Consider the following 17,346-nt stretch of genomic DNA (forward strand, 5'->3'; position numbering starts at 1 on the left):
CGCTCCCGGCGTCCCGTTCCCGTTCCCGATCGCGGCCCACGCGCCGGGACCCTGATCCATGTGGGCCAACACCTTGAGCCTCGGCGCCGCGTCGGGGATGGTCGCGGTATTCGCGCATCTGGCCCTGGCGGTCGTGGTGCTGCCCCAGTTCGGTCAGCATCGTCGCCGCGCGCTGCGGCTGCAGGCCGCGCTGCTGCTGACGGCCCTGTGGGCCGGCCTTGACGCCGCGGTCGAGCAGGGCTGGCTCGGCGGCCACCAATGGCCCGCGCTGGTGCTCCTCCCCATCTGCGACGCGCTGCGCTACGGCGCGTGGTTCTCCTTCATCCTGGCGCTGATCGAATCGCGCGACGACGACGGCCGGGCGCGCAGCGCCGGCGTCGCGCGACCGCTGCAATGGCTGGCATGGGGCGGCGTGGCCGCGGCCGTGGCGCTGCCGCTGTGGCGCTACTGGGGCGACACGCCGCTGGTCGCGATGCAGCGTCCGATGACCATGGCCTGGCTGGGCCTGGGCGTGTTCGGACTGGTGCTCATCGAGCAGATGCTGCGCAACATCGACAGCGATGCGCGCTGGAATGCCAAGCCGGTCAGCCTGGGCCTGGGCGCGGTCTTCGCGTTCGACGTGTTCGTGTTCTCGCAGGCCTCGCTGTTCGCGCAGTTCGACGGCGATGCCCTCAGCGTGCGCGCCGCCGTGCACAGCCTGGCCGTGCCGCTGCTGTGGCTCGCCAGCCGCCGGCACAAGAAGTGGCTGGACAAGCTGCATGTCTCGCGCACCGCGGCCTTCCACTCCGCGACGCTGCTGATCGTCGGCGTGTACCTGCTCGGCGTGTCCGGCATCGGCTACTACGTGCGCTACACCGGTGGCGAATGGGGGCGCGCGCTGCAGCAGGTGCTGCTCATGGTGGGCGTGCTGGCGCTGCTGACGATGGGGCTGTCGGGGTCGCTGCGCGCGAAGCTGCGTGTCTACATCAGCAAGCATTTCTTCAGCTACCGCTACGACTACCGGCAGGAGTGGCTGCGCTTCACCGCGATGCTGTCGGCCAGCGCGTCGCCGGCGGAGCTGGGCGAATCGGTGATCCGTGGGCTGGCCCACCTGGTGGAAAGCCCCGCCGGCGCGCTGTGGTTGCGCCGGGCGCCTGCGATGGCCGCCGCCGCGGAGTACCAGCAGGCCGCGCGCTGGAACCTCAACGACGACCGCCAGCCGCTGACCGCCGACGAGCCGCTGCTGCGGCTGCTGCAGGAGCGCGCGTGGATCGTCGACCTCGACGAATGGCGCCGCGATCCGGGTGCCTATGAACATGCACCGCTGCCAGAGGCGATCGCCGGCGATGCGCGCCATTGGCTGCTGATCCCGCTGCTCAATGCGGGCGTGCTGACCGGCTGGGTGATCCTGGGCCAGCCGCGCACGCGGCTGGAGCTGAACTGGGAAGTGCGCGACCTGCTGCGCACCGCCGCCCAGCAGGCGGCCAGCTATCTCGCGCAGATGCAGGCGGCGGAAGCGCTGCTGGAGGCGCGCAAGTTCGAGGCCTTCAACCGCATGTCGGCCTTCGTCGTGCACGACCTCAAGAACATCGTCACGCAGCTGTCGCTGATGATGAAGAACGCCAAGCGGTTGCGGGACAACCCGGAGTTCCAGCAGGACATGCTGGACACGGTGGAAAACTCGCTGGAGAAGATGCGGCAGCTGATGCTGCAATTGCGCGAGGGCGACAAGCCGCATCACGGCAGCGCCGGCGGCGTCGCGCTGACGGCGATCGCGCGGCGGCTGGCCGCGGCGGCCGTGAGCAAGGGCCGCGCGCTGGAACTGGAACTGCGCGACGAGGTCAGCGCGCGCGGTCATGAGGAACGCATCGAGCGCGTGCTCGGTCACGTCGTGCAGAACGCGCTGGACGCGACGCCGATCGACGGCCGCGTGACGCTGCGATTGCAGCGCGTGGGCAGCCACGCGCAGGTGGAAGTGGAAGATACTGGCTGCGGCATGTCGCAGGAGTTCATCGATCAACGGCTGTTCAAGCCGTTCCAGACGACCAAGGCGGCGGGCATGGGCATCGGCGCCTACGAGAGCTACCAGTACCTGCAGGAACTCGGAGGAAAGATCATCGTGGAAAGCGAGCCCGGAAGAGGCACCAAGGTCACCATCCTGCTGCCGCTGTTCTTTGCCCAGTCGGGCAGCGACGCGGGCCTGGTGGAGGCGCGATGAGTGCACAACCGCCTTCGCTGCTGATCGTCGAGGACGATCTTTCGCTGCAGAAGCAGCTCAAGTGGTCGATGGACCGCTTCGAGTCCGTCACCGCCGACGACGTCGCCAGTGCCGTGCTGCAGTTCCGCCGTCACAAGCCGCCGGTCGTCACGATGGACCTCGGCCTGCCGCCCGATCAGGACTCGACCTCCGAGGGCTTCAAGCTGCTCGAGAAGCTGATCGAGCTCGAGCCCGGCACCAAGGTCATCGTGCTGACCGGCCAGAACGACCAGGCCAACGCGCTGCGCGCGATCCGCATGGGCGCCTACGATTTCCTGGCCAAGCCGGTGGACCCGGACGTGCTGGTGCTGACCGTCGAGCGCGCGATGCGCCTGCACGAGCTGCAGCAGGAGAACCAGCGGCTGCTCACCCAGCAGGACGGCGAACCCACCGGCAAGCTGATCACGCGCGACGCGCAGATGCAGCGCATCTGCCGCACCGTCGAGCGCGTGTCGGGCAGCGACGCCACCGTGCTGCTGCTGGGCGAGAGCGGCACCGGCAAGGAAGTGCTGGCGCAGTCTCTGCACGACGCGTCCAAGCGCAAGGGCCGTTTCGTCGCGATCAACTGCGCGGCCATCCCCGAGGCGCTGCTCGAGAGCGAGCTGTTCGGCTACGAGCGCGGTGCCTTCACCGGCGCGACCAAGACCACGGTCGGCAAGATCGAGACCGCGCACGGCGGCACCCTGATGCTCGACGAGATCGGCGATCTGCCGATGCCCTTGCAGGCCAAGCTGCTGCGTTTCCTGCAGGAGCGCAGCATCGAGCGCCTGGGCGGCCGCCAGGAGATCCCGGTCGACGTGCGCATCGTCGGCGCGACGCACCAGGACCTGAAGGCCAAGATCGAGCAGAACCTGTTCCGCGAAGACCTGTTCTATCGCCTGGCGGAGATCGTGGTCGACATCCCGCCCCTGCGCGACCGCGCCGGCGACGCGGTGCTGCTGAGCCACGCCTTCCTCCGCCGCTTCTCGTCGGAGCAGCGCCGCCCCATCCTGCGCCTGGCCGACGACGCGATCCGCGCGGTCGAGGCCCACCGCTGGCCCGGCAACGTGCGCGAACTGCAGAACGTCATGAAGCGCGCGTCCATCATGGCCGACGGCGACCGCATCACGGCCGACGACCTCAACCTGCCGGTGCCGGCCGGCGGCGACGCGCCGGCGGACGCCGCCGACCTCGATCTGCGCACGGTGCGTGAGCGCGCCGAGCGTCAGGCGGTGGTGGCCGCGCTGGCCCGCACCGACGGCAACATCGCCAAGGCCGCCGACCTGCTGGGGGTCAGCCGGCCGACTTTGTACGATCTGATGGCCCGCCTCGGCGTCAAGGCCTGAGTGTTGATCAACCCGACAGCGAAAGAGACGACGCATGTCCCGCAAGCCTGAGAACACCAAGATGTCCGGACCCCTGCCTGCTGCCCTGTCCGCGGACCGCGGCGTGGAGGACGCCGGCCGCGCGTTGCGGCGCGGCGCCACCGCGCTGGCGCTGGGCTCGGCGCTGCTGCTGGCGGGCTGCTTCGGCGAGTCGGCGCAGGACCTGGTGAAGTCCGCCAAGGGCCACCTGGAGAAGCGGGACAACAAGGCGGCGATCATCCAGCTCAAGAACGCGCTGCAGAAGGACGAGACGCTGGCCGAGGCGCGTTTCCTGCTCGCGAAGGCGCTGCTGGACAGCGGCGATGTCGCCGGCGCGGCGATCGAGGCCGAGAAGGCCAAGACGCAGGGCTTCGGCGGCGACGCGCTGGTCGCGCTGCAGGTGCGCCTGCTGCTGATGCAGGGCAAGGTTGACGAGCTGCTCGGCCGGTACGGCAACGCCCATCTGCAGAACGCCGCCGACGAGGCCGACCTGCAGATGACGCTGGTCGGCGCCTATGTCGCGAAGCAGAAGATGGCCGAGGCCCGCAGGGCCGCCGACGCGGCGCTGCGCGCGGCCCCTGACAACGCGGCGGTGCGTCTGGTCAACGTGCGTCTCCTGTCCAGCGAAGGCAAGCTGCCCGAGGCCCGCGCCGAGGTCGACCGCATGCTCGAGAAGTCGCCGCAATCCGCCGAGGCCTGGCTGCTCAAGGGCGAGCTGCAGGTGCTGGCGGAAGCCCCCTCGGCGGAATCGATCGCGAGCTTCCGCAAGGCGCTGGAGATCGACAAGAAGCTGGTCGGCGCGCATGCCGGCCTGATCAACCAGCTGATGCGCACCGGCGACAAGGCCGGCGCCAAGGACGCGGTCGCCGCGATGAAGGCGGCGGCGCCGCAGCATCCGCAGACCTACTACTACGGCGCGGTGTTCGCGATGGACTCGGGCCAGGTCAAGGAGGCGACCGACCTCACGCAGGCCCTGCTGAAGGCGGCGCCGACCAATGAGCGCGCGCTCTTCCTGGCCGGCCGCGTGGCGCAGGCCAACGGCGACTTCCGCCAGGCGGAGGCGCAGTACAGCAAGATCATCCAGACCAGCCCCGAGGCCCAGTCGGCCCGCGTCGCGCTGGCCCAGCTGCAGTTGCGCGGCGGCGACGCCGAGCAGGCGATGACGACGCTGCAACCCGCGCTCGACGCGAAGCTCACCTCGTCCGAGGCGCTCGCGCTGGCCGCGGAGATCCGCCTCAAGCAGGGGCAGGGCGCCGAAGCGGAACGCTTCCTGGCGCGCGCCGCCGAAGCCAATCCGAACGACGTGCGCAGCCGCGTCGGGCTGGCGCTCAACCAGATCCAGAAGGGCCAGGAAGCGACCGGGCTGACGGCGCTGCGGCAGCTGGCGGCCGAGGACAAGGGCACGCTGGCCGACATCGCCTTGATCAGCGTCCTGGCGCGCAAGAAGGACAGCGAGGGCGCCTCGCAGGCGATCGCGGCGCTGGAGAAGAAGGATCCCAAGTCGGCGACGCCGTCCGAGCTGCGCGGCCGCCTGGCGCTGCTGCGCGGGGACCGCGCGGGCGCGCGGGCCGGCTTCGAGGAAGCGGTCAAGCGCGACCCGGGCTCGATGACCGCCGCCAACAGCCTCGCGGCGCAGGATCTGCAGGATCGCAAGGCCGAGCAGGCCGTCAAGCGCTACGAGGTGGTGCTGAAGGCCGACCCGAAGAACCTGCGCGCGGAGATGGCCATCCTGGGCCTGAAACTGACGCATCAATTGATCGACAAGGACGCGGCGGCCAAGCGCCTGGTCGAACTCGCCAAGCAGCATCCGGACGAGCCCGCGCCGCGTCAGGCGGCCGTCGGCCTGCTGATGGAGAAGAAGGACTTCAAGACGGCGCTCTCGCTGGCCCAGGAAGGCGTGACGGCCAGCCCGGACAACCCGTCGCTCGTCGACCTGCTCGGACAGGTGCAGGCGGCGACCGGAGACCGGCAGCAGGCGATCAGCAGCTTCAACAAGGTGGCGACGCTGCAGCCGCGATCGCCGCTGGGGCCGTTGCGACTGGCCGATCTCCATGCGCAGGCGGGCGACAAGGCCGCGGCGACCGCGGCGCTCAAGCGTGCCCAGGCCATCTCGCCCGGCGACGGGGAACTGGCCCGCAAGGTGGTCGAGAAGAGCCTGCAGCTGGGGCTGCTCGATCTGGCCCAGTCGACGGCCAAGGGCCTGCAGACGGCCCAGCCGAAATTCGGCCTGGGCTGGAAGCTCGAGGGCGACATCGCCCGCACGCGCAAGGATCTGCCGGCTGCGATCGCGGCCTACCGCAAGGCGGATCAGCTCGCCACGGAGGCCGGCGCGACGGTGCCCAACACCGAACTCGCGATCGCGCTGCACAGCGCGCTGATCGAGGCCGGCAAGAAGGACGAGGCGGACCGCTGGGGCACCGCCTATCTGGCGAAGTTCAAGTCGGACGAGCTGTTCTCGTATCACCTTGGCGACGTGGCGCTCAACGCCGGTCGTTATCCTGAGGCCGAGCAGCGTTACCAGGCGGTGCTGGCGGTCAATCCGGAGAACGCGGCAGCGGCCAACAACGTCGCCTGGCTGAGGCTGCGGGCCGGCAAGGCGGACGAGGGCTTGAAATTTGCCCAGCAAGCGAACAAGCTCCGTCCCAATGTGCCGCCGTACATGGACACGCTGGCCGAGGCGCTCGCCGCCAAGGGGCAGAACGCCAAGGCCATCGAGGTGCAGAAGGATGCCGTGAAGCAGGCGCCGACCATCCCTGCGTACCGGCTGCGCCTGGCGCAGCTGTACGTGGCCGGCGGCAACAAGGGCGAGGCCGAGGCGGAACTCAAGCGCCTGGCGGACCTGGGACCGAATTTCGAGCAACAAGCCGAGGTGCGCAAGCTGCAGGCCGCGATCCGTTGAGGCGTCCGATCCAGAGGTCGATCGCCGCGGGGATGGCGTGACGGTGGCACCACCGCGCCCGGGGAGGGGACGGTCATGAGCCAGATTCGACGATCCAGCCTGCGCAAGCGGCTCCATCAGGGGCTGCGGCGCCTGTTCTCTTCGCTGCCGAAGCCGATGCGCTTCGCGGTCTACCGGCGCATGGTGGACTGCGATCCCGCCCCGTCGGAGCGCCTGGAGCTGAAGGTCGCGGACACGCAGGAGGAACTCGACGCCTGCTTCCGCATCCTGCACGACGCCTACGTCGGCAGCGGCTTCATGAAGCCCGACCCCAGCGGCATGCGCGTGACAATCTATCACGCGCTGCCGACGACCACGACGCTGTGCGCCAAGTACGACGGGGTGGTGGTGGGCACGATCTCGATGGTGCGCGAGGGCGTCTTCGGCTTCCCGCTGCAGTCGGTCTTCGACCTCGAGGGCGTGCGCGCCAAGGGCGGGAAGGTCGCGGAGATCTCCGCGCTGGCGGTCGCGCCGGCGTTCCGCAAGACCGGCGGCGCGATCCTGTTCCCGCTGATGAAGTTCATGCACCAGTACTGCACCGAGTACTTCGACACGCGGCACCTGGTGATCGCGGTGAACCCCGACAAGATCGAGCTCTACGAGGCGCTGCTGTCCTTCACGAGACTCCGGGAGCAGACGGTGGCGGAGTACGACTTCGCCAACGGCGCGCCCGCGGTCGGCGCGACGCTGGACCTGCAAGAGGCGGACGCGCTGTTCGAGCGCCGCTACCGCGGCCGCCGGCCGGAGAAGAACCTGCACCACTACTTCTTCCGCCACCGGCTGCCCAACATCCGCTTGCCGGAGCGCCGCTTCCACACGACCAACGACCCGGTCATGACGCCGGCGCTGCTCGACCATTTCTTCAACCGCGTCGTGCCGGTCTTCCCGACGATGGACGACCGCAAGAAGGCGCTGCTGTGGTCCGTGTATCGCGATGACGCCCAGTTCCGCGAGGTGCTGCCGATGCTCAGCGGCGGCGGCCAGGACCTGGGGCGTTCCTTGCGGCAATACCCGCGCTACTCGATCCGCTGCCCGGGGCACCTCGACATCCGCGCGGCCAACGACAGCCAGCTGGGCCATTTCGACCTGGATGTGATCGAGGTCTCGGCGCACGGTTTCCAGGCCGAGTGCGACCACGACCTGCCGCTGAACCAGGACGGCACGGTGGAGATCGAGCTCGGCCACAACGAGACCGCGCACGTGACCGCACGCGCGGTGCGCCGCAAGGACACCGAGCAGGGAAGCTTCTATGGCTTCCGCATCGACGAACCCGACCGCCATTGGCGCAGCTTCGTCTCCACGCTGGAGATGGGCACCACGACGAAGGACCTGGCCGCATGACTGGTCGTCTTGATCCGAAGTTCGATCCCCTGCTCGATCCGGAGAGGGATGCGGCGAATGAGCCGATCACCGCGGGCACGCGCGCGGGCGCAACGCGCCGCCGCGAGTGGCTGGCGCTGGGCGCCGGGGGCGCCCTGGGCATGGCCGGCCTGCTCGGCGCGTCCGCGCCGGCGCGGGCGCAGGAGATGTCCAACACGCTGCCCGACCTGATCGACCGCAGCCGGCAGGCCGTGGTGGCCGTGGGCACGTTCGCGGCGACGGACAACCCGCGTTTCGGTTTCCGTGGCACGGGATTCGCGGTCGCCGACGGCAGGCGCATCGTCACCTGCGCGCATGTGATCCCGAATCCGGTCGAGAAGGACCTGATGGTCATGGTGCCCGCCGCGGGCAACGCGTCCGGTCAGCCGCAGCTGCGGGCCGTGAAGCTGCTGCGCCGGGACACGGCGCGCGACCTGGCGATCCTGGAACTGGCCGACGACAAGGGCGCGCTCGTCGACGTCCTGCCGCTGGCCGAGGTGGAAGGCGACCAACCGGTCGTGCGCGAAGGCGCCGCGATCGCACTGATGGGCTATCCGATCGGTACCGCGCTGGGCGTGACGATGGCGACGCACCGCGGCACCGTGGCCGCGATCACGCGCGCGGCGCTGCCGGCGCCGACTTCGAACACCCTGTCCGAACGCGCGGTGCGCCAATTGCGCGAAGGCGCGATGGAGTTCCTGCAGCTCGACGCGACGGCCTATCCGGGCAACAGCGGCGGTCCGCTGCTGGACATCCGCACCGGCAAGGTGGTGGGCATCGTCAACATGGTCGTGCTCAAGGGCACCCGTGAATCGGCGCTCAGCGCGCCGAGCGGCATCACCTACGCGGTGCCGGTGAAGTACGTGTGGCCGCTGCTGGGGAAGTGACCGGCGCGTGATCACTGAGTGATCGCGGCCTTGACCGAGAGGTCAGGGACTCACCCCGGATGCGCCACCGGCGCCGCCGCGCCGGCTTGCGGCGCGGGCTCGCGCAGCAACAGCGCCAGCAGGCCGCCCGACGCCGCGAACACCGCGCCGACCGCGAACGCCACGCGGTAGCCGCCCGCCAGCGCGGCCGGCATCGCGGCGCCCAGCGCGCCCAACTCCGCCGTGCGCGCCGCCGCCAGGCTGGCCAGCACCGCCAACCCGAGCGAGCCGCCCATCATGAAGGACGTGTTCACCACGCCAGAGGCCAGGCCGGACTCGCTGGGCGCGACCTCGCTCATCGCCGCCAGCAGCACCGGGTTGAACGCGACCCCCGCGCCCAGTCCCAGCAGCAGCATCCCCGGCAGTACGTCCAGCCAGAAGCCGCCGTCCGCTGGCGCGCGCGCGAACAGCGCCAGCCCCAGCGCCGCCAGCAGCAGCCCGCCGCACAGCGGCTTGCGCAGCCCCAGCTTCATGACCAGCTTCGCCGACAGGCCCACCGAGAACACGGCCATGATCAGGTTGGCCGGCAGGAAGCCCAGGCCCACGTGCATCGCGTCGTAGCCCAGCACCAGCTGCATGTAGAGCGCGGACAGGAAGAACCACGCGAACATCGCCGCCGCCCACAGCACGCCGATCACGTTGGACACCGCCACCGACCGGAGCCGGAACAGCGACAGCGGCATCAGCGGATGCGCGACCTTCGTCTCCAGCACCAGGAAGGCGGCCAGCAGCGCGACCGCGGTGCCGAGCAGCCCCAGCGTGCGTGCCGAGGTCCAGCCCGACTCGTTGCCGTTGACCACCGCGTACACCGCCAGCATCAGCGACAGCGTGACCGTCACCGCGCCGGCCCAGTCCAGCGACTCGTCCGGCGCGGTCGGTCCGCCGCGCTCGATGAGCCACAGGCAGAGTCCGATCACGACCGCGCCGATGGGCAGGTTGACCAGGAAGATCCAGTGCCAGCTGAGCGTGCTGGTCAGCAGCCCGCCGAGCAGCACGCCGATGCTGCCGCCACCCGCGCAGACGAAGCCGTACACGCCCATGGCCTTCGCGCGTTCGCCGGGTTCGGTGAACATGTTCATGATCAGCGACAGCGAGATCGCCGACACCACCGCGCCGCCCAGCCCCTGCACGGCGCGCGCCGCGATGAGCAGCTCCTGCGTGTGCGCCAGCCCGCAGGCTGCCGACGCGGCCGTGAACAGCGCCAGACCCGCCAGGAACATGCGCCGGTGGCCGTAGAGGTCGCCCAGCCGCCCGCCCAGCAGCATGAAGCCGCCGAAGGTCAGCATGTAGGCGTTGACCACCCAGACCAGCGAGGTCTCGGTGAAATGCAGGTCGGCGCGGATCGAGGGCAGCGCCACGTTCACGATGGTCGTGTCCAGCACGATCATCAGCACGCCCAGGCACAGCACGCCCAGCGCCAGCCAGCGGCGCCGTTTCGGATCAAGGTGGGATGTCATGGCATGAATCGTTTCGTCGAGGAGGGAAGGGTGTCTGCCCCCACGACGCGCGGGCCTTCGTGAAATCGACACGGACGCGCTTGTAGCAGCGCGCGGGGCCTGGCCGCCAGTGCCGTTCGCCTGCCCGGCGTTTCCTGCTGCCGCGGGCTGTCAGCTGTCGGTCGATCGCCTACACGGCCTGCCGACATCCGTGCACCGCGCGATGAGGCATGCGCGTCTGCCGCGCCAACGCACTGAGGCGGAAGATTCGTTCCATCAACAGGGGGACACCACATGAGCACGACCAAGTATCTGAAGGCGATCCGCGCCGAACGCAACAGCGGCTTCAAGTCCGCGATGCTGCTGAGCAGCCTGGCCATCGGCGCCGGCCTGCTGTTCAGCGCGGTCCAGGAGGCGCGCGGCGCCACGCCGGTGACCAACACCTTCCCGGTGACGGCCACGATCACGAGCTCCTGCACGGTGTCCGGTTCCAACCTGAATTTCGGTTCCGCGATCGATCCGCTGGTCGCCGGCACGCCGCTGGACGCCACGTCCACGCTGACCGTCACCTGCTCCAACACGACGCCCTACACGGTGGCGCTGAACGCCGGCGCGAACGCGGGCGGCGCGACCAACTTCAGCAGCCGCACGATGAAGAGCGGCTCCGACACCCTGGGCTATCAGCTGTACCTGGACTCGGGCCGCAGCTCGGTCTGGGGCGACGGCACCTCGTCCTCCAGCGCGAAGAACGGCACCGGCTCGGGCTCGGCCCAGTCGCTGTCGGTCTACGGCCGCATCCCGTCGCTGGCCAGCGTCGTGCCGGGCAGCTACACCGACACCGTCACCGTGACGATCAGCTACTGAGGCTGATTCGATCCCGGTCCCGATCCTGTGCCATCAGGACCGACCGTTTGCTCGAGTGCTGACAGCTTTCGCCGCAGACTCGCGATTGATTCCGGCCAGCAGTACCGCCGGGGCACGCGAATCGGCCTCCCCCTCTGACACGTCGGCGGCGTGTCAGCACTCGACAATGTTCACCGCGAGACCGCCCCGGGCGGTCTCCTTGTATTTGGTCATCATGTCGGCGCCGGTCTCGCGCATGGTCTTGATGACCTTGTCCAGGCTGACGTGGTGCGTGCCGTCGCCGCGCAGCGCCATCCGCGCCGCGTTGATGGCCTTCACCGATGCGATTGCATTGCGCTCGATGCAGGGGATCTGCACCAGGCCGCCGACCGGATCGCAGGTCAGTCCCAGGTGGTGCTCCATGCCGATCTCGGCCGCGTTCTCGGTCTGCGCCGGCGTGCCGCCCATCACCGCGCACAGCGCCGCGGCGGCCATCGAGCAGGCCACGCCCACCTCGCCCTGGCAGCCGACCTCCGCGCCCGAGATCGACGCGTTCTCCTTGTAGAGGATGCCGATCGCCGCGGCCGTCAACAGGAAGTCGACGATGCCGTCCTCATTGGCCGAATGCACGAAGCGCGCGTAGTAATGCAGCACCGCCGGCACGATGCCGGCCGCGCCGTTGGTCGGTGCCGTCACGACGCGGCCGCCGGCCGCGTTCTCCTCGTTGACCGCCAGCGCGTACAGGTTGACCCAGTCCATCACCTGCAGCGGATCGCGCAAGGCGGCCTCGGGATGCGCGATCAGGTCGCGATACAGCGCGGCCGCGCGGCGCTTCACCTTGAAGCCGCCCGGCAGGACGCCCTCGGTGCGGCAGCCGCGCTGGACGCATTCCTGCATCACGTGCCAGATCTTGAGCAGCCCGGTGCGGGTCTCCTCGTCGGTGCGCCAGTGGCGCTCGTTGCGGCGCATGATCTCCGCGATCGAGCAGCCTTCCTTCTCGGTCAACTCGAGCAGCTCCGCGCCCGACTTGAAGGGATAGGGCAGCACGGTCGTGTCCGGCGCGATCTGCTTCTGCTTGCTGCCGTCGGCCAGCACCTCCTCGCTGACGACGAAGCCGCCGCCCACCGAGTAGTACACGCGGTTCTGGATCTCGTTGCCCTCGGCGTCGTAGGCGATCAGCCGCATGCCGTTGGCGTGCAGCGGCAGGCTTTGCCGGCGGTACATGACGAGGTCGCGCGCCTCGTCGAAGGCCACGACGTGATCACCGCCCAGCGCGATGCGCTTGTCGTTGCGGATGCCTTCGAGGATGCCGGGAATCGATTCGATGTCGACGGTGTCGGGCTCGTGCCCGGCCAGCCCGAGCAGCACGGCCTTGTCGCTGCCGTGACCCTTGCCGGTCGCACCGAGCGAGCCGTACAGCGCCGTGGCGACGCGCACGGTGCGGTCGAGCACGCCCTCATGCCGCAGGCGCTGCACGAACATGCGCGCGGCGCGCATCGGGCCGACGGTATGCGAGCTCGAGGGCCCGATGCCGATCTTGAACAGGTCGAAGACGGAGACTGCCATGGCGGACCTCGAAGTGGATCCCCCTTTCTCCGACGTCTGCGAAGGGCAGGGCGTTGGTGGAGGAGGGGGACGGAGCCCTGTTTTCGGAAGTATTAGGAGGAGACCGCGGAGCGGTCGGGGGACATGGAGAAAACAGGGCTCCGTCCCCCTCCTGGTGCTAGGCGATACGAAGGAAGGGGGTCACTCGTAGGCCGACATCGGCGGGCAGGAGCACACGAGGTTGCGGTCGCCGTAGACGTTGTCCACGCGGCCCACCGGCGACCAGTACTTCACGTGGCGCAGCGCGGGCACCGGATACGCGGCGTCGTCGCGGCTGTAGCCGTGGGACCACTCGGTCTTCAGCAGGCTTTCGGCCGTGTGCGGTGCGTTGACCAGCGGGTTGTCCTCGCGCGTCCACTTGCCGGATTCGACCTTCGCGATCTCCTCGCGGATCTGGATCATCGCGGCGATGAAGCGGTCCAGCTCGAACTTCGATTCGCTTTCCGTCGGCTCGACCATCAGCGTGCCCGCGACCGGGAACGACAGCGTCGGCGCGTGGAAGCCGTAGTCGATCAAGCGCTTGGCGACGTCCTCGGCGGAAATGCCCGAGCTGTCCTTGAGCGGGCGCAGGTCCAGGATGCACTCGTGGGCCACGCCGCCGCCCTTGACGCCGTCGATGTTGCCGCTGAAGTGGATGTCGAAGTGGTCCGACAGGCGCGCGGCCACGTAGTTGGCCGACAGGATCGCGGTCTCGGTCGCGGCCTTGAGGCCGACCTCACCCATCATGCGGATGTACATCCACGAGATCGGCAGCACGGCCGCATTGCCCAGCGGCGCGGCGGACACGGCGCCGATCGCGGTCTTCTCGCCCAGGCCCGCCGAGCGGTGCGCCGGCAGGAAGGGCACGAGGTCCTCGACCACGCAGACCGGGCCGACGCCCGGGCCGCCGCCGCCGTGCGGGATGCAGAAGGTCTTGTGCAGGTTCAGGTGGGACACGTCGCCGCCGAACTGGCCCGGCGCGGCGATGCCGACCAGCGCGTTCATGTTGGCGCCGTCGACGTACACGCGACCGCCGTGTTCATGCACCAGCGCGCAGATCTCCTTGACGTGCGTGTCGAACACGCCGTACGTCGAGGGGTAGGTGATCATGATCGCGGCCAGGTTGGCGCTGTGCTGCTCGCACTTGGCCTTCAGGTCGGCCAGGTCGATGTTGCCTTCCTTGTCGCACTTGGTGACGACCACCTGCATGCCCACCATCTGGGCCGACGCCGGGTTGGTGCCGTGCGCCGATTCCGGGATCAGGCAGATCTTGCGGTGCGCGTCGCCGCGCGACTCGTGCCAGGCCTTGATGATCAGCAGGCCGGCGTACTCGCCCTGCGAGCCGGCGTTGGGCTGCAGCGAGACGCCCGCATAGCCGGTCGCCTGGCACAGCCAGGCGGTGAGCTGCTGGTCGAGCTGCGCGTAGCCCTGCAGCTGGCTCTGCGGCGCGAACGGGTGCACCTGCGCGAACTCGGGCCAGGTGATGGGGATCATCTCGCTGGTCGCGTTCAGCTTCATCGTGCACGAGCCCAGCGGGATCATGCTGCGGTCCAGCGCCAGGTCCTTGTCGGAGAGCAGGCGGATGTAGCGCAGCATCTCCGTTTCGGAGTGGTGGATGTTGAAGATCGGATGCGTCAGGTAAGCGCTGGTCCGGGCCAGCGCAGCCGGGATCAGCGTCGAGGCCGAAGCGCCGGCGAAGGCGTCCGCGACCGGCTTGCCTTCGGCGAAGACCGTCAGCAGCGCCTGCAGGTCGGCGCGGGTGGTCGTCTCGTCGAGCGTCAGGCTGATGCTGTCCTCGCTCGCGCGGCGCAGGTTCATGCCGGCGGCGACGGCGGCGGCCAGCACCGGGCCGGTGTGCGCGCCGGTCTTCACGTGCAGCGTGTCGAACGAGGTCTCATGGACCAGCGTCAGGCCCAGCGCCTTCAGGCCCTGCGCCAGCACGGCGGCATAGGCGGCGACGCGTTGCGCGATGCGCTTCAGGCCTTGCGGGCCGTGATAGACCACGTACATGCTGGCCACGACGGCCGGCAGCACCTGCGCGGTACAGATGTTGGACGTGGCCTTCTCGCGGCGGATGTGCTGCTCGCGGGTCTGCAGCGACAGGCGGTAGGCCGGCTTGCCGTGCGAGTCGACGGACACGCCGACCAGGCGGCCCGGCAGCGAGCGCTTGAACTCGTCGCGGCAGGCCATGTAGGCGGCGTGCGGGCCGCCGGCGCCCATCGGCATGCCGAAGCGCTGGGTCGTGCCCACGGCGATGTCGGCGCCTTGCTCGCCCGGCGACGCGATCAGCGTCAGCGCCAGCAGATCGGCGGCGGCCACCAGCAGGCCGCCCTGCGCGTGCACCGCGTCGGCGATCGCCTGCAGCGGGCGCACCACGCCGGTCACGCCGGGGTACTGCACCAGCGCGCCGAAGCATTCGGTCTTGCCCGCGTCCTCGGCCTTGCCGACCTGGACGGTGATGCCCAGCGGTTCGGCGCGGGTGCGCACGACTTCCAGCGTTTGCGGCAGCACGTCGTCGGCGACGAAGAACACCTGGCTCTTGCTCTTGCCCATGCGCGCGGCCAGCGTCATGCCTTCGGCGGCGGCGGTGGCCTCGTCGAGCATGGACGCGTTCGCGATGGCCATGCCGGTCAGGTCGCAGACCATGGTCTGGAAGTTGACCAGCGCCTCCATGCGGCCTTGCGAGATCTCGGCCTGGTAGGGCGTGTAGGCGGTGTACCAGGCGGGGTTCTCGAGGATGTTGCGCAGGATCACGCCCGGCGTGATGGTGCCGTGGTAACCCTGGCCGATGAAGCTCTTCAGGATCTGGTTCTTGCCCGCGATGGCCTCGAGTTCGGCCAGTGCCTGCGACTCCGTCACGGCGTCCGGCAGGTCCATCTTCGCGGCGCGCTTGATGGCGGCCGGGACGATGGCGTCGATCAGCGCGGCGCGCGACGCGGCGCCGATGGCCGACAGCATCAGCGTCTCGTCATGGGCGTCGGGGCCGATGTGGCGGGCGTGGAACTCGGAAGCGTTTTCAAGTTCGGCGAACGAGGGCAGGGCGGACATGGCGGGGGCGATCCTGGAGAAATGAATTCATTGCTGCAGGGCCCGCAGGCCCTGCGCGCATCGCTCGGTGATTAGCTGTTCTTGACGAGCTCGTCGTAGGCCGTGGTGTCCATCAGCTCGTCGAGTTCCGACGGGTTGGACAGCTTGACCTTGAAGAACCAGCCGGTCTTCAGCGGGTCGCTGTTGGCCAGCGACGGGTCGGCGCGCAGCGCCTCGTTGACTTCGACGATCTCGCCGGAAACCGGCGCGTAGACGTCGGCGGCGGCCTTGACCGACTCGACGACACCGGCCACTTCCTTGGCGGCGAAGGACTTGCCGACATCCGGCAGGTCCACGAACACGACGTCGCCCAGCGCGTCCTGCGCGTGGACCGTGATGCCCACGGTCGCGATGCCGTCGGTGGTGTCGACCCATTCGTGGTCGGGCGTGTACTTGATGCTCATGGAGAGGCTCCGTGTAGGGATAAACGTGACCCAGGATCGCGGATCAGCCGCGGAAGTATCCGTTGGGCGTGAACGGCGTGGAAGAGACCGTCATCGGGGTGCGCTTGCCGCGCACTTCGGCGAAGAGTTCGGTGCCGAGCGCGGCGTACGGCGTCTGCACGTAGGCCAGCGCGACGGGCTTGCCGACCGTCGGGCCCAGCGTGCCGCTGGTGACGACGCCGATCTCCAGGCCGTCCGCGTTGACGAGCTTCGCGCCTTCGCGCACCGGCATGCGTTCCGAGCTGACCAGGCCCACGCGCTTGCGCGCGACGCCTTCGGCGAACTGCTTGTCGATGACCACCGCGCCCGGATAACCGCCGGCGCGGGCGCCGCCGGCGCGGCGCACCTTCTGGATCGCCCAGGTCAGCGAGGCTTCGATCGGGGTGGTCGTCGTGTCGATGTCGTGGCCGTAGAGGCACAGGCCGGCTTCCAGGCGCAGCGAATCGCGCGCGCCCAGGCCGATGGGCATCACTTCCGGCTGGGCCAGCAGCTTGCGGGCCAGTTCCACCGAGCGGTCGGCCGGCACCGAGATCTCATAGCCGTCCTCGCCGGTGTAGCCCGAACGGGTCACGAAGGTCGGGATGCCGTCCAGCTCGAAGAAGCCGCCGGTCATGAAGACGAGCTTGGCGACGTCCGCGTTCAGGCGCGACAGCGCCGTCACCGCCTGCGGGCCCTGCAGCGCCAGCAGCGCCTGGTCCGGCAGGGGGCGCACCTCGCAGCGGCCCGACAGGTGCTTCTGCATGTGCGCGATGTCCTGGTCGCGGCAGCCGGCGTTGACCACGACGAACAGGCCGTCGGTGCGGCGCGCGACCATCAGGTCGTCGAGGATGCCGCCGTCGTCGGCGGTGAAGAGCGCGTAGCGCTGCTTGAACAGGCCGAGGTCGACGATGTCGACGGGGACCAGCGTCTCCAGCGCGGCGGCCGCGTCGTCGCCGACCAGCAGCACCTGGCCCATGTGCGACACGTCGAACAGGCCCGCCTTGGCCCGCGCATGCTTGTGCTCGGCCATCACGCCGGCGGGGTACTGGACCGGCATGTCGTAGCCGGCGAAGGGGACCATCTTGGCGCCCAGCTCGACGTGCAGCGCGTGCAGGGGGGTCTTGTGCAGGGGCGTATTCAGGGTCTGATCAGCGGACATGTCTCGCTCCGAG

General features: G+C 69.5%; 11 protein-coding genes. 6 read left to right on the plus strand and 5 right to left on the minus strand.

From position 1 onward, the window contains the following. The first annotated feature begins 58 nt into the window (after positions 1-58). The 5 genes from prsK to AC07OZ_RS00520 all read left to right on the plus strand — a co-directional run bounded on the left by prsK (position 59) and on the right by AC07OZ_RS00520 (position 8,763). Positions 59-2,197 carry an XrtA/PEP-CTERM system histidine kinase PrsK gene (gene prsK / locus AC07OZ_RS00500; RefSeq protein ID WP_495465231.1) on the plus strand — a complete coding sequence of 713 codons (2,139 nt, stop codon included), beginning with the start codon at positions 59-61 and terminating at the stop codon, positions 2,195-2,197. Beyond that, positions 2,194-3,561: a PEP-CTERM-box response regulator transcription factor gene (gene prsR, locus AC07OZ_RS00505; RefSeq protein WP_495465232.1), complete on the plus strand. Its 1,368-nt coding sequence runs from the start codon at positions 2,194-2,196 to the stop codon at positions 3,559-3,561. The genes prsK and prsR overlap by 4 nt, the downstream gene beginning before the upstream one ends. Positions 3,562-3,595: 34 nt before the next feature. Beyond that, a complete protein-coding gene (gene prsT, locus AC07OZ_RS00510; RefSeq protein ID WP_495465233.1) occupies positions 3,596-6,478 on the plus strand; it encodes an XrtA/PEP-CTERM system TPR-repeat protein PrsT in 2,883 nt (960 codons plus the stop codon). Positions 6,479-6,553: 75 nt separating this feature from the next. Beyond that, a complete protein-coding gene (locus tag AC07OZ_RS00515) occupies positions 6,554-7,858 on the plus strand; it encodes a PilZ domain-containing protein (RefSeq protein ID WP_495465234.1) in 1,305 nt (434 codons plus the stop codon). Then, on the plus strand, positions 7,855-8,763 hold the full coding sequence (locus AC07OZ_RS00520; RefSeq protein ID WP_495465235.1) for a S1 family peptidase: 909 nt from the start codon (positions 7,855-7,857) through the stop codon (positions 8,761-8,763). The genes AC07OZ_RS00515 and AC07OZ_RS00520 overlap by 4 nt, the downstream gene beginning before the upstream one ends. A gap of 50 nt (positions 8,764-8,813) precedes the next feature. Here AC07OZ_RS00520 and AC07OZ_RS00525 read toward each other — a convergent pair whose 3' ends face one another. Then, complete coding sequence (locus tag AC07OZ_RS00525; protein ID WP_495465236.1) at positions 8,814-10,259, minus strand: DHA2 family efflux MFS transporter permease subunit; 1,446 nt, start codon at positions 10,257-10,259, stop codon at positions 8,814-8,816. Positions 10,260-10,532: 273 nt separating this feature from the next. On the opposite strand from AC07OZ_RS00525, the gene AC07OZ_RS00530 reads away from it, so the two are divergent. Beyond that, on the plus strand, positions 10,533-11,102 hold the full coding sequence (locus tag AC07OZ_RS00530) for a Csu type fimbrial protein (RefSeq protein WP_495465237.1): 570 nt from the start codon (positions 10,533-10,535) through the stop codon (positions 11,100-11,102). 153 nt (positions 11,103-11,255) lie between these two features. Here the strand turns inward: AC07OZ_RS00530 and AC07OZ_RS00535 are convergent, their stop codons facing one another. From AC07OZ_RS00535 to gcvT, 4 genes are all read right to left on the minus strand, one after another. Further along, complete coding sequence (locus AC07OZ_RS00535) at positions 11,256-12,647, minus strand: L-serine ammonia-lyase (protein WP_495465238.1); 1,392 nt, start codon at positions 12,645-12,647, stop codon at positions 11,256-11,258. A gap of 180 nt (positions 12,648-12,827) precedes the next feature. Further along, on the minus strand, positions 12,828-15,713 hold the full coding sequence (gene gcvP, locus AC07OZ_RS00540; RefSeq protein ID WP_495465239.1) for an aminomethyl-transferring glycine dehydrogenase: 2,886 nt from the start codon (positions 15,711-15,713) through the stop codon (positions 12,828-12,830). A gap of 71 nt (positions 15,714-15,784) precedes the next feature. Continuing rightward, positions 15,785-16,156, minus strand: a complete 372-nt coding sequence (gene gcvH / locus AC07OZ_RS00545; RefSeq protein WP_495465240.1) for a glycine cleavage system protein GcvH — start codon at positions 16,154-16,156, stop codon at positions 15,785-15,787. Positions 16,157-16,199: 43 nt separating this feature from the next. Then, the gene (gene gcvT, locus AC07OZ_RS00550) at positions 16,200-17,333 is read right to left on the minus strand and encodes a glycine cleavage system aminomethyltransferase GcvT (protein ID WP_495465241.1); all 1,134 of its coding nucleotides are present in this window, start codon (positions 17,331-17,333) and stop codon (positions 16,200-16,202) included. Positions 17,334-17,346 lie beyond the last annotated feature (13 nt).

The organism is Roseateles sp. GW821-FHT09G03, from assembly GCF_059416045.1.

Coding starts and splice junctions, on each gene's coding strand:
- AC07OZ_RS00535 (WP_495465238.1), bottom strand. CDS start 12,647: ATGGCAGTCTCCGTCTTCGACCTGTTCAAGATCGGCATCGGGCCCTCG.
- gcvT (WP_495465241.1), bottom strand. CDS start 17,333: ATGTCCGCTGATCAGACCCTGAATACGCCCCTGCACAAGACCCCCCTG.
- prsT (WP_495465233.1), top strand. CDS start 3,596: ATGTCCCGCAAGCCTGAGAACACCAAGATGTCCGGACCCCTGCCTGCT.
- gcvH (WP_495465240.1), bottom strand. CDS start 16,156: ATGAGCATCAAGTACACGCCCGACCACGAATGGGTCGACACCACCGAC.
- AC07OZ_RS00530 (WP_495465237.1), top strand. CDS start 10,533: ATGAGCACGACCAAGTATCTGAAGGCGATCCGCGCCGAACGCAACAGC.
- prsR (WP_495465232.1), top strand. CDS start 2,194: ATGAGTGCACAACCGCCTTCGCTGCTGATCGTCGAGGACGATCTTTCG.
- prsK (WP_495465231.1), top strand. CDS start 59: ATGTGGGCCAACACCTTGAGCCTCGGCGCCGCGTCGGGGATGGTCGCG.
- AC07OZ_RS00525 (WP_495465236.1), bottom strand. CDS start 10,259: ATGACATCCCACCTTGATCCGAAACGGCGCCGCTGGCTGGCGCTGGGC.
- gcvP (WP_495465239.1), bottom strand. CDS start 15,713: ATGTCCGCCCTGCCCTCGTTCGCCGAACTTGAAAACGCTTCCGAGTTC.
- AC07OZ_RS00515 (WP_495465234.1), top strand. CDS start 6,554: ATGAGCCAGATTCGACGATCCAGCCTGCGCAAGCGGCTCCATCAGGGG.
- AC07OZ_RS00520 (WP_495465235.1), top strand. CDS start 7,855: ATGACTGGTCGTCTTGATCCGAAGTTCGATCCCCTGCTCGATCCGGAG.